Origin of the sequence: Streptomyces roseoviridis (assembly GCF_039535235.1) — a bacterium.
GTDB lineage: Bacteria > Actinomycetota > Actinomycetes > Streptomycetales > Streptomycetaceae > Streptomyces > Streptomyces roseoviridis.
This window is the reverse complement of record NZ_BAAAWU010000001.1, coordinates 271,743-283,087: the sequence shown is the minus strand read 5'-3', so window position 1 is coordinate 283,087 and position 11,345 is coordinate 271,743. Positions and strand designations below refer to the sequence as shown.

General features: G+C 74.9%; 12 protein-coding genes. 8 read left to right on the top strand and 4 right to left on the bottom strand.

What is annotated here, in order from left to right; translation table 11 throughout:
- The first annotated feature begins 8 nt into the window (after positions 1-8).
- The 5 genes from ABD954_RS01315 (at position 9) to ABD954_RS01295 (ending at position 4,490) form a co-directional block, all read left to right on the top strand.
- Positions 9-425, top strand: coding sequence for a DUF742 domain-containing protein (locus tag ABD954_RS01315; RefSeq protein WP_345483851.1), 417 nt, complete (start codon positions 9-11; stop codon positions 423-425).
- Positions 406-1,020 carry a GTP-binding protein gene (locus ABD954_RS01310; protein ID WP_345483850.1) on the top strand — a complete coding sequence of 205 codons (615 nt, stop codon included), beginning with the start codon at positions 406-408 and terminating at the stop codon, positions 1,018-1,020. Before ABD954_RS01315 ends, ABD954_RS01310 begins: the two co-directional genes overlap by 20 nt.
- A gap of 107 nt (positions 1,021-1,127) precedes the next feature.
- Positions 1,128-1,541 carry a roadblock/LC7 domain-containing protein gene (locus ABD954_RS01305; RefSeq protein ID WP_345483849.1) on the top strand — a complete coding sequence of 138 codons (414 nt, stop codon included), beginning with the start codon at positions 1,128-1,130 and terminating at the stop codon, positions 1,539-1,541.
- A 111-nt stretch (positions 1,542-1,652) separates the two neighbouring features.
- Positions 1,653-2,813 carry a DUF6397 family protein gene (locus tag ABD954_RS01300; RefSeq protein ID WP_345483848.1) on the top strand — a complete coding sequence of 387 codons (1,161 nt, stop codon included), beginning with the start codon at positions 1,653-1,655 and terminating at the stop codon, positions 2,811-2,813.
- A gap of 129 nt (positions 2,814-2,942) precedes the next feature.
- The gene (locus ABD954_RS01295) at positions 2,943-4,490 is read left to right on the top strand and encodes an ATP-dependent DNA ligase (RefSeq protein WP_345483847.1); all 1,548 of its coding nucleotides are present in this window, start codon (positions 2,943-2,945) and stop codon (positions 4,488-4,490) included.
- A gap of 14 nt (positions 4,491-4,504) precedes the next feature.
- On the opposite strand, the gene ABD954_RS01290 is transcribed toward ABD954_RS01295, so the two are convergent.
- Complete coding sequence (locus tag ABD954_RS01290) at positions 4,505-5,038, bottom strand: DUF6328 family protein (protein ID WP_345483846.1); 534 nt, start codon at positions 5,036-5,038, stop codon at positions 4,505-4,507.
- A 101-nt stretch (positions 5,039-5,139) separates the two neighbouring features.
- On the opposite strand from ABD954_RS01290, the gene ABD954_RS01285 reads away from it, so the two are divergent.
- From ABD954_RS01285 to ABD954_RS01275, 3 genes are all read left to right on the top strand, one after another.
- On the top strand, positions 5,140-5,550 hold the full coding sequence (locus ABD954_RS01285) for a hypothetical protein (protein WP_345483845.1): 411 nt from the start codon (positions 5,140-5,142) through the stop codon (positions 5,548-5,550).
- Between the two features lie 377 nt (positions 5,551-5,927).
- Positions 5,928-6,638, top strand: a complete 711-nt coding sequence (locus tag ABD954_RS01280) for a hypothetical protein (RefSeq protein ID WP_345483844.1) — start codon at positions 5,928-5,930, stop codon at positions 6,636-6,638.
- On the top strand, positions 6,635-7,006 hold the full coding sequence (locus tag ABD954_RS01275; RefSeq protein WP_345483843.1) for a peptidase inhibitor family I36 protein: 372 nt from the start codon (positions 6,635-6,637) through the stop codon (positions 7,004-7,006). Before ABD954_RS01280 ends, ABD954_RS01275 begins: the two co-directional genes overlap by 4 nt.
- A 62-nt stretch (positions 7,007-7,068) precedes the next feature.
- Here ABD954_RS01275 and ABD954_RS01270 read toward each other — a convergent pair whose 3' ends face one another.
- From ABD954_RS01270 to ABD954_RS01260, 3 genes are all read right to left on the bottom strand, one after another.
- Positions 7,069-8,238, bottom strand: a complete 1,170-nt coding sequence (locus tag ABD954_RS01270; RefSeq protein WP_345483842.1) for a nuclear transport factor 2 family protein — start codon at positions 8,236-8,238, stop codon at positions 7,069-7,071.
- Positions 8,239-8,862: 624 nt separating this feature from the next.
- Positions 8,863-9,684 (bottom strand): rod shape-determining protein MreC, encoded by an 822-nt coding sequence (locus ABD954_RS01265; protein WP_345483841.1) that lies wholly within the window; start codon positions 9,682-9,684, stop codon positions 8,863-8,865.
- Between the two features lie 272 nt (positions 9,685-9,956).
- Complete coding sequence (locus ABD954_RS01260) at positions 9,957-10,943, bottom strand: hypothetical protein (RefSeq protein ID WP_345483840.1); 987 nt, start codon at positions 10,941-10,943, stop codon at positions 9,957-9,959.
- Between the last annotated feature and the right edge of the window lie 402 nt (positions 10,944-11,345).

Sequence of the window (11,345 nt, the reverse complement as noted above, 5' to 3'; positions counted from 1 at the left end):
GAGACCCCATGAACGAGGACAGCACCGGCGACGGCCGAACCGCCCCGGGCAGCCGGTGGTACGACGCCGAAGCCGGACCGCTCGTACGGCCGTACGCCCTGACCGGCGGCCGCACCAGACCCGGACCGAGCAACGTACGGTTCGATCTCATCGCGCTCGTCGTCGTCGACGACGACCCGCCCGGCCCCGCCGAGGAGTCCCTCCTCGGCCCCGAGCACCGGGCCCTGCTCGCGCTGTGCCGGGCCGAGACGCAGTCGGTCGCCGAACTGGCCGCCGACGCCGACCTGCCCGTAGGAGTGGTCAGGGTCCTCCTCGGCGACCTGCTCGAAGCGGGCTTCGTCAAGGTCAGCCGTCCCGTCCCGCCCGCACAGCTCCCTGACGAACGGATCCTGAGGGAAGTCATCGATGGCCTACGAGCGCTCTGAGAGCACCCCGGCGGGAGGCGTGGACACCACGGCCCTCGCACTGAAGATCCTGGTCGCCGGCGGCTTCGGAGTGGGAAAGACCACCCTCGTCGGAGCGGTCAGCGAGATCCGGCCCCTGCGCACCGAGGAACGGCTCAGCCGCGCCGGCGAGTTCGTGGACGACACCGGGGGAGTGGCGCAGAAGACCACCACGACCGTCGCCATGGACTTCGGCCGGATCACCATCCGTTCCGGGCTCTCCCTCTACCTCTTCGGCACCCCGGGACAGGACCGCTTCTGGTTCCTGTGGGACGAACTGTCGCAGGGGGCGCTCGGCGCGGTCGTCCTCGCCGACACCCGGCGCCTGGAGGACTGCTTCCCCGCCGTGGACTACTTCGAGCACCGCGGGATCCCGTTCGTCGTGGCCGTCAACTGCTTCGCCGGCGCGCGCACCTACGGCGCCCGTGACGTCTCGCGCGCACTGGACCTGGACCGCGGCACTCCGGTGGTGCTGTGCGACGCCCGGGACCGCGACTCGGGCAAGGAGGTCCTCATCCGGCTCGTCGAGCACGCGGGACGGATGCACACGGCGCGGCTCCTGAACTCGGTGGGCTGAGGCCGGCGGGAAACGCGGGGACACGGCGGCCGGGGCGGGTCCTTGCCCTGCCCACGACAGTGCGTAAGGCTGAGCCGAAGCATGCATCACACAGGGGGAGGACACGCATGGCGCTCGACAAGGAACTCGACTGGCTGTTGGACGACCTGACCCGGCGGGTCGGCTCGATACGGCACGCGCTGGTGCTGTCGAACGACGGGCTCGTGACCGGAGCCAGCAGCGGTCTGGAGCGGGAGGACGCCGAGCACCTGGCGGCGGTCTCCTCCGGCCTGCACAGTCTGGCCCGCGGCTCGGGACGCCACTTCAAGGCGGGCCGGGCGCGGCAGACGATGGTCGAGTTCGACGAGGCACTGCTGTTCGTGACGGCCGCCGGAGAGGGCAGCTGCCTGTGCGTCCTCAGCGCCGCCGAGGCCGACGTCGGCCAGGTCGCCTACGAGATGACGCTGCTGGTCAACCGGGTCGGCGAACACCTGGGCGTGGCGGCGCGGCAGCCCGGCGACAGGGGCGCGGGCGCACTCTGACCCTCCCGGACGCCGAGTTATCCACAGGGTAGGCGCGGTGTCGTCACTGTGCGTTACGGTCCTTCCCGGAAGTGTTCGAGCCGAAGGGGCATACGGGGGAGGACCGATCGCATGACCACGCACGGGACGGCGGAGAAGACCGCGACGGACGACGGGGGCACCGTGACGTCGGGGAGGGCCGCGCGGGAACTGGCCCTGACGCGCGACGAGTTCCAGCTGGCGGTCCACCTGGGGATCGTGCGCACGGTGCCGGGACCCGCCCCCGGACCAGGGGCGGGTCCCGGCACCGCCCCAGGACGAGGGGCGGGTCCCGGCACCGTGGACGTGCTCGGCGCCGCCGCACGGCGGCGTGTGGCCCGGAGCGAGATCGCCCGGCTCAGAGCGGCCCCCGACTTCCCCGACGGACTGCGCGAGCGGGTCAGGGCCGTCGGGGCGACCGAGGGCGCGCGGCTGCTCTCGGTGACCCGGGACCGGTTCGCCCGGCTGGCCAGGACGGGCCACTTCAGTCCCGTGCGGTTCTACGTCAACCGCTACCGGACCGTCGTCTGGCTGTATCCGGCGGCGGAGTTGAGCGAGTTCGCCCTCACGCATCCGGGGCTGCTCTCGGGCCGGCTGCCGCTGGACGTCCGCACCCGGTCGGACGGCGGCGAGGACTGGCGGCCCCGGAACTGGCGGGCCCGAAGGCTCGGGATTCTGCTGCGGGCCGACGACGACCCCTGGGCGCGCACGGCCGCCATCGCCTCGCTCCTCGATCCGGCCCATGTCGCCGAGGTCGTCGACGACCCCTATGAGCGCGCCTATCTGGACCGGTTCCGGCCCGGCCCGCCCGGCCGGCGGCCGAACGCCCCGGCCGCCCGGGAGATCGCCGACCGCCTGCTGCTCGCGGACGACCCCGACGAGATCCTCTGGCACCGGATGAGTCTCACCCTCGCCCTGGACGAGGCCCGGGCCGACCGCCAGGCACCCCACCCGGGCACCACCACACCCCCGACCGGGCCTCTCGTTCCCGTCACACCCCCGGCCGGGCCTCTCGTTCCCGTCGCGCCCTTCACTCCGCCCCGGCCCCCCGCGCGGCTCGTCCCGCTCCGGGCCGAGGCGTCCGTCGTACGGGCGGAGGCCGTGCCCGTCCCTGCCGGTGAAGGCCGGCCCGCTCCGTGGCCCGGACCGGCGGGCCACGGGCGGCCGGTGGCCGTCACCCGCCCGCCCGGGCGGCGGATCCGGCGGAGCCTGCTCGACCGGCTGCGCAGACGGAAGGAGGCCGGCTCCCGGTAGCGGCCCGGGGACGTCCGGACCGCGAGGGCTCGCGGCTCCGCCGGAGCGGGCGGCACCGGACGTGTGCCACGGGGCGTCCGATCGGCCGACCGGGGTGCGCGGTGCCGGGCGCGCGGGCAGGATGGGCGCATGCTCCTTGCCCGAGTCGCCGAAGTGTCGGGGCAGGTCGCCGCCACGTCGGCGCGGTCACGGAAGACCGGGCTGCTCGCCGAACTGTTCGCGGAGGCCCGGCCCGAGGAGAGTCCGCTCGTCATCGCCTACCTCTCCGGGCGGCTTCCCCAGGGCCGGATCGGCGTCGGCTGGAGCGTCATCAAGAACGTCCTCCCGCCGGCCGTGCCTCCCGCGGCGCGGCCCGCCCTCACCCTGGCCGACACCGACGCGGCGATGACCGTCCTGGCGGCCGTCGCCGGGGCGGGGGCGCAGGCACGGCGGACTGGGCTCGTGCGCGACCTGCTGGCCGCCGCGACCCTGCCCGAGCAGGAGTTCCTGCTCCGGCTGCTGTCCGGCGAGGTCCGGCAGGGGGCCCTCGACGCTGTCGCGCTCGAAGGCGTCGCCAAGGCGGCCGCCGTCCCGCCCGGGGAGCTGCGGCGCGCCGTCATGCTCGAAGGGTCGCTGCCGCGGGTCGCCCGGGCCGTCCTCGCCGAGGGGCCGGCCGCCCTGGAGCGCTTCACCCTCCGGGTCGGCAGCCCCGTGCAGCCGATGCTCGCCCACACCGCGGGCAGCGTCACCGAGGCCGTCGCGGCCCTCGGGCCCTGCGTGGTCGAGGAGAAGCTGGACGGCGTCCGCATCCAGGTGCACCGCAGCGGCGACGACGTCCGCGTCTACACCCGCTCCCTCGACGACATCACCGACCGGCTCCCCGAGGTCGTCGCCACCGCCCGGGAGACGGCGGGTGACGCCTTCGTCCTGGACGGCGAGGTGATCGCCCTCGACCCGGCGACCGGCCGGCCCCTGGCCTTCCAGGACATCGCCTCCCGCGTCGGCTCCCGCCTCGACGTGACCACCGCCCGAGCCGCCGTGCCGCTGTCACCCGTCTTCTTCGACGTCCTCGCCGCGGACGGCGAGGTGCTCGTGGACCGGCCCGGGCACGAGCGGCACGCCGTGCTCGCCCGGCTGCTGCCCGAGCCGCTGCGGGTGCGCCGCACCGTGGTCGCCGACGCCGGGGACCCGGCCGCGGTCGACGAGGGCGAGCGCTTCTTCCGGGACACCCTCGCCCGCGGTCACGAAGGCGTCCTCGTCAAGGCGCTCGACGCGCCCTACGTCGCCGGGCGCAGGGGACGCACCTGGCTGAAGGTGAAGCCGGTCCACACCCTCGACCTCGTGATCCTCGCGGCGGAACGCGGCCACGGGCGGCGCACCGGGATGCTGTCAAACCTTCACCTGGGGGCCCGCGCCGCCGACGGCGGCTTCGTCATGCTCGGCAAGACGTTCAAGGGGCTCACCGACGAGATGCTGCGCTGGCAGACCGAGAGGCTGGGCGAACTCGCCGTGGAGGACGACGGCTACACCGTCCGGGTGCGTCCGGAGCTGGTCGTGGAGGTCGCCTACGACGGACTCCAGCGCTCCACCCGGTACCCGGCCGGAGTGACGCTGCGGTTCGCCCGGGTCGTACGCCACCGGCCCGACAAGCCCGCCGCCGAGGCGGACACCGTCGAACGGGTCCTCGCGGGGGGCTGACCGCCGCCGCGCCGTCAGCCGCGCGGCCGGCTCGTATGACGGTGCCGCACCCACAGGGGCAGCACGAACCAGCACAGCAGGTACCAGACCAGAAGAGCGGACACCAGCCAGGGCACGTAGGTCGCCCCGGTGGCCACGCGCAGCACCAGCAGCAGCGCGGCCCCCAGGGTGGCGAGGAGCAGCACGAGCCCCACGAAGGTCAGTCGGGAGGCCCAGGCCACCGCGCGGGGCTTGATCCGGCGGCCCGTGACGATGCGGTGGAAGGAGACCGGGCCGATCAGCGCACCGGTCGCCGCGGCGCCCAGTGTGACCGTGACGATGTAGATCACCCGGTCGCTCTGCGGCAGCTCGGGAAAACGGGGGGTGAAGACGACCGTCAGAAGAAAACCGAAGAGGATCTGTACGCCCGTCTGGGCGACCCGGATCTCCTGCATCAGCTCGGTCCAGCGCCGGTCCGCGTTCTCCTCGGGCGTCTCGTGCCGGCCCCGGTACAGGCCGTCGGCATCCCACCCGTCGCTCTTCGTGGGCCCCTCTCCGCCTCCGGCCACGCCGCCTCCCGGGTCGCGCTCCGTCCACCTCCTCCCACGGTGCCACGAACCTCGCGGGACGCGCCGCCGCGAGGGATGCTGGAAGCCGCACCCGCGAGGAGATGAGCGCCGTGTACGACTTGCACATCGACACCGACGTCACCGTGCAGCTGAGCGAATGCTGCCAGGAGGACGCCCAGGCCGTCTTCGACGTCCTCGACCGCGTCTACCAGCTGGAGGACGTGACGGCACCGGGCCCGCAGGCGGCCGGCGGGCCCCGGCCCACCGTCTGGATGGCCACCTTCGACACGGCCGGCGGCCGCCACGAGGAGTCCCCGCCCGTCCGGCTCACCGGAAAGGTCGGAGCACTGCTCACCGGCGGCTATCACGCCGTCGACGAGGTCGAGAAGGTCCTGGCCCGCACGTTCGAGATCGAGTCCCTCCAGTCCGTATCCGGCGACCAGGAGACCGAGGCCCGGCTCCTCCTCGCGTCCCCGGCCTCGGCCGGACCGGTCGGCGGCCAAACAGGGTGAGATGGCTCACATGCGGCACAGGGGACATGCCGGAACAATAGGTGAAGGTTTATCGTTCATCTGTATGTGACGGTGAAGGGGCCCGGTCCCCGAGGTTCCCCCCCAAGAGGTGACCGCCCTTCCTAGACGTCACGGCGAAAAGCCCCGGTTGGAATCCCCCGTCCAACCGGGGCTTTGTCGTCTCCCGGCCCTTCGGCCCCCGCCCCTCCGCGCCCCGCGGACGCCCTCTTGGCGGCGCACGCTCCGGCGCGTTCGACCCCTTCGGGTGAGTCGCCGCATCCCCCCGCATGGCCCGCCCGGCACCGGGCATTGATCGCCACGAAACCGGCGCCCGCACCCGCCGGCCACCACCGCCAGGCCCGCCACCAGGGAGAACCATGCGCCACGCCGTCCGCCGGACGCTCCTCACCGCCGCCGCCGCACTCGTCCTCGCGGGCTGCGCCACCGTACGCCCCGCGCCCGCCCCACCCGCCGCCGCACCACCGTCCCGGCCGGAACAGGACCGGATCCTCAAGGCCGCCGAGCACCGGCTCGTGGTCGACTGCCTCACCGCCCAGGGCCTCGCCCTCAGACCGGTCTCCCAGGCCAGAGCCCCGGCCGACGACAGCCGCCTGCAGACCGCCCTCTTCGGCAAGGACCCCCGCGAACTCTCGATCACCCTCGCCACCGGCCACACCGTGACCGCCAACAGCGACGGCTGCGTCGCCGCCGCCCGCGCCAACCTGTACGGCGACCAGACCCGCTGGTTCCGGGCCCAGGTCACCGTCGACAACCTGCGCGCCGAGGCCCAGGCCCGGATGAAGGACGACCCCGCGCACCGAGCCGCCCTCGACCGCTGGACCAGATGCGCCGCCCCCTCGGGCGGGCCGCGCACCGGCCGCCCCGACCCGGCCGTCGCCGACCGCTGCACCCGCGAGAGCGGACTGGCCGACGTACGGGCCCGGCTCGAACCGGTCGAACTCGCCACCGTCCGCACCCTGCGCCGCGACCAGGTCGCCACCTACGAGCAGCTGCGCGCCCGCGCACTGCTGCGGGCAGCCGAGCTGTCCGCGCACGCCACCCAGAAGAAAGGCAACGACGCTTCATGAAGCGACTCCTCGGCCCCGCCACCGCCGCACTCCTCGCCCTCGCCGGCGGTCTCGCCCTCACCGCCCCGGCCGCGGCCGCCGACTGCCCCTCCGGACACTTCTGCGCCTGGCAGGAGGCCAACTTCGGCGGGCAGCGGGCCAACTGGAGCGGCGACGACGGCTGGTGGGAGAGCTGGATCGCCGACACCGACTCGTCGTGGGCCAACCACGGCATCTCGGGACCCGGTGTCAAGGACTACGTCCGGGTCTACGAGTCCGCCTGGCAGGGCGGCTCCATGACGATCTGCCTGGCCCCCGGCCAGGAGGTCGGCTACAACGGCGCCGCCAACGACCGGGGTGACTCGCACACCTGGGCCACCGGCTGCTGATCCCGCCCACGGGTCCGCCCGTCCGGCCCGCCTCAGCGGGCCGGACGGGCGGATCGCCCCCGTCAGAAACCGATGGCCTCCCGCAGCAGCAGCACGGTGGCACGCCCGGGGCGCGGCTCCGCGTTGAGGACCAGCAGCCGGTTGACGGCGCTGGGCACCCCGTACGCCCGCCGGGCGCGGGCGTCCTCCAGCGGCAGGACGTGCTCCTCGACACGGCGCAGGGCGGTGCTCAGATCGGGCACCACCTTCTGCGCCCCGACGATCCAGACCGCGTGGGCCGCACCGCCCGCGTTGGCGGGGAGCTGGCTGCCGCTGCCCGAGGCGAGGACGAGCGAGCCGGTCCCGGTCACCGCCGCGACGCTGTTGACGACGTAGTCCGGCACGGCCAGCAGCCTGCGGATCTCGTCGGCGCCGGTGGCGCGGTCGATGGCCGCGAGGCGCGGCCTGACGGCGTCGTACCGGCCGCTCGCGTTGATGTCCTCGTCGATTCCGGACAGCCGGAGGGTCTCGCTGGCTCCCGTCAGCACGACGGCGCCCTCGGGCAGCAGGTCCTTGACGCGTACGCGTGCCTGCGCGGCGTCGTCGAGGATCTCGACGACGAAACCGTGGGCACGCAGCGCGGCCGCCACCCGCTCCAGCTCCCCGTCCGTGGCGGGCTCCGTGAAGGACGCGGCAGCAGCCGCGCGGTCGGCTCCCTGCGCCTCACCGGCACCGGCACCGGCACCGGCCTCCGCCTCGACACTGGAACCGGCCACCTCGACACCGGCCTCGGCACCGGCCTCGGCGCCTCGCGCCGTGCGGGGTGCCGTGCCCGCCGGCGGAGAGGTGTCGAGGTACCTGACCTCGTACACCCGCTCGGCGAACCTCCAGCCCTCCTCCGTGCGCTGGTAGCGGTCGTGGTAGACGGCGTGGTTCAGATGCCCGCGGCCGTACAGGGTGCGTGCGAGTTCCTGGACGTAGGCGCGGCCGGTCGCGGTGTCGCCGTCGAGGCGGATCGTGCCCGGGTGGCTGTTCTGCACGAAGAAGTCCCACTGGCCCTGCAGCCGCTCGCCTCCGGCGATGATCTCCTCGCGGCCGATCTGTTCGACCGGAATGTTCGGCATGCGCAGGACACCGTCCGGTGTGAACAACGACGCGAGACGGGGCCGGTCGCGCATCATCACCGCGTCCGTGAACTCGCCGCGCAGTGCTTCGATCTCGACGCGGTCCGCGATGGCCTGGAAGTCGTTCATCGATGTCCTCTCCCGCTCTCTCGCTCCTGTCGTCGCCCCGATGAGAGGAGCGACACCGTGATGACTCGGCAGGGACCCGGAATGTGAGGCGGGCGGGCACGGGTCAGTCGGCAGACGCGTGCGGGCGACGGGACGCCGGAACCGCTGCCGGCCACGGGGGAGTGGAGCACGGGCGCTGCGGGGAACCCGGCGGCGCGCCGGCCGCGCCGACCCGCTCACCGCCGACGAGCCGCCAGACGATGGCCGTCCCGGTGGTCCGCCCCGCTGCCGGGCACCCGGGCAGGCCGGCAGCGTCCGCCGGAGCAGCAGGGTGTGGCAGGCATCGAGGCCGTGGTCAGGCCGCCGCCCCCCGGCCCCGTCGCCGCCCCCGCCCCCGTCGCCGACACCGTCGCGACGCTGACCGCTGACCGCCGACAGCGGCAGCGACGGATCGGCTGGTCACCCGTCGCCCCGACCGTGGCCGGTGAGGAGTGCATCGCTCGCGACCGGCCGCCTGGCGCCCCGTGCCGCGGCAGGCCGGCAGGCTTCCGACGGCGCTCGTGTCGAGGTCGCGCACGGCCGGACCGGGCGAGGCGCATCCGGGGTGCGGATGGCCGTGAAGCGCCGCGTCCTGCGGATCGCCCGCTAGCGGGTTCGGTCCGGCCGTGCTCCGATGGCCCCCCGGCGGCCGGGGGCCGTGCCCGGCCGGCGCAGCGCCGAGGACAACAGCAGGCCCGCGCCGCGGACGGTGCTGGTGGCCGGGTGGTTGGCGAGGCGGAGCCGGGCGTCGAGGCGGAGCGCGAGGCGGCTCGTCAGGTCGAGGCGCAGGGCGCCGCCGCCGGTGACGAGGACGCCGCGGCGCAGCGCTCCGCGGACGGCGCCGGTGCGGTCGGAGCGCCACAGGTCCGTCACCATGTCCGCCGCCGCGTGCACCACCGGGGCCGGGGATCCGCCCGGCTCCGGAAGGTCGTCGAGACCGACCTCGGCCTGCCGGGCGTCCTGGACCAGGCCGTCGACGAGCAGGGTGATCTCGGTGAGTTCCGCGCCCAGGTCGACCACGAGCAGCGGCCCCCCGTCGGCCGGTGCCGCATAGGCCGCGGCGGCTCGGGCGCTGTCCACCGAGACGACCCGGGCCGGGCCGAGCCCGGCCACCAGCCGGCGGGCCGCCTCCCGCTGTTCCGGGCCCGCGAGGACCGGGTGGCAGAGCATGACGACCGTGTCCCCCAGGCCGGTGGACGCCGAGCCGCCGAACGCCGAGCCGCCGAACGCCGAGTCGGCGACCTTTCGCAGCAGCCGGTGATGCGCTCCGGCGTCCATGACCCGGCCGCGCCGGACCGGGCCGCTCGGCACGTCGGCGAGCACACCCAGGCCCGGCGCCCACGCCCGGGTGCGGGAGCTGCCGATGTCGAGGGCGAGCGCGCGGACCGTGCCCGCCGGCCCGCGCACTGCTCCGTGCGCCGCACTCATCCGCCACTCCTGCCGCTGATCCTGAGGTGAATTCGCGGCATCACTATGCAATATCCGGGTGCGTTGCGCCATAGCGTGAAGGATCGATGGTGATGCGTGGACGGTCTCGGTCCGCGTCGCCCAGCCCCGACCGGGGCCGGGCACCTGGTGACGGACGTCTGCCGGGGCCCTCACGCCGCGTCGGCGCGCGCACGTGCCGGTGCCCGCCTGTCGTCGACCCCCTGGCCCACGCACGGGCTCCCGGAGCCGCCAGGAATGCCGTCGGGCCTGCCTCACCCGCGGCGCGAACGCAGCCGGCGCCCCACCCACCAGCCGCCGACCAGCACCGATGTCGTGCACAGGGCGATCCCGAGGACCGGCCATCTGCCGCCGGCGATCCGCAGGTCCGTGAGGAGGACGGCGGCCACCGCCGCGGCCGGTACGAGCAGGGAGACCAGCGCCCGCGTCAGCGCCAGCAGCACGGCCGGAACGACACGACCGGGGGCGCGCGGAGCCGGCGCTCCGGCGTAGAAGACCGTCGCTCGGTCCAGGAGCCGCGCCGTGTTGCGGCGGTACGTGAAGGCCAGGTACGGCAGCCACACCAGCGGCGCCACCAGCCCGGTCAGGAACACCGCCGCCGACAGCGCCCAGCCCCCGATCCGCGCGAGCAGACCGGCGTCCTCGTTCGTGGGCGTGAGGACGCCGAGCAGGCGGGCCATCCGCAGGCTCAGGTCCCACAGGGCGGCGATCCGGCCGGGCCGCCGCTTCCTGCGCCGGCCCCCCTTCCGGTCACCTTCCCGGTCCTCGTCCCGGTCATCGCCCCGGTCCTCGTCCCGGTCCTCGTCCCGGCCCTGGCCCCGGTCATCGCCCCCGCTCCCTCCGCTCCCGCCGTTCCCGTCGGCGCGGTCCGGGGAGCTGAGGGCCGCGCGTGCGGCGTCGACGTCCTCGTACACGCCCTGGAGGAAGAGGAGTTCGGCGCCGCGTTCGGGATCCGCCGGGTCACGGCCCTCCAGGGCCGCGAGCTCCAGGATCGTACGCGCCTGTGACAGCAGCGCCGCGCAGAACGCGAACGGGACGAGGACGAGGAACGGCCCGCCCACGAACGCGCCCTCGGCCGCCACGGTCCGCTCGCCCCGCGCCACCACACGGGCGCGCAGCTCGTCCGGGGGCGCCTCCGGCAGGTCGTGGCGCAGCCGCAGGACCGTCCGTCCGGCCCGTGGGCCGAGCCGGCTCGGCCCGGCCGCGGCGATCAGCTCGGGCAGCCGGCCCGGCTCGGCCACCGCCTCGCGAAGCAGCGAGCGGGAGAGCCGGGCCGGCGTCTCCTCCTCGCCGGGTGAACGGATCAGGACCGGACCCTCGCCTTCGCCTTCGCCTTCGCCTTCGCCTTCTCGAACCCTCGTCCGCGACGGCCGTCCCGGCCCACCCGCCGCGTTCGTGGCCGCGGAGGGGGCCGGGCAGCGGAGCGTCGTGCACGCCGGCACTCCGCTCGGTCGTCCCGCGCGGGCCCGGTCGGCCGCCTGTACCAGCGAGTGTGGTCGAGCCCGCACCACCTCGCACGTCGTGCTCGGCTCCGCGTGCGCTGCGCCGACGTCCGTGTGCGTCTGGACTGTCCCGCGCCCTCGAGGCCCCGTGCGACCCGTCGTACGGCCCGCCGGAGCTCCGCCGCTCAGGGGCGCCCGGGA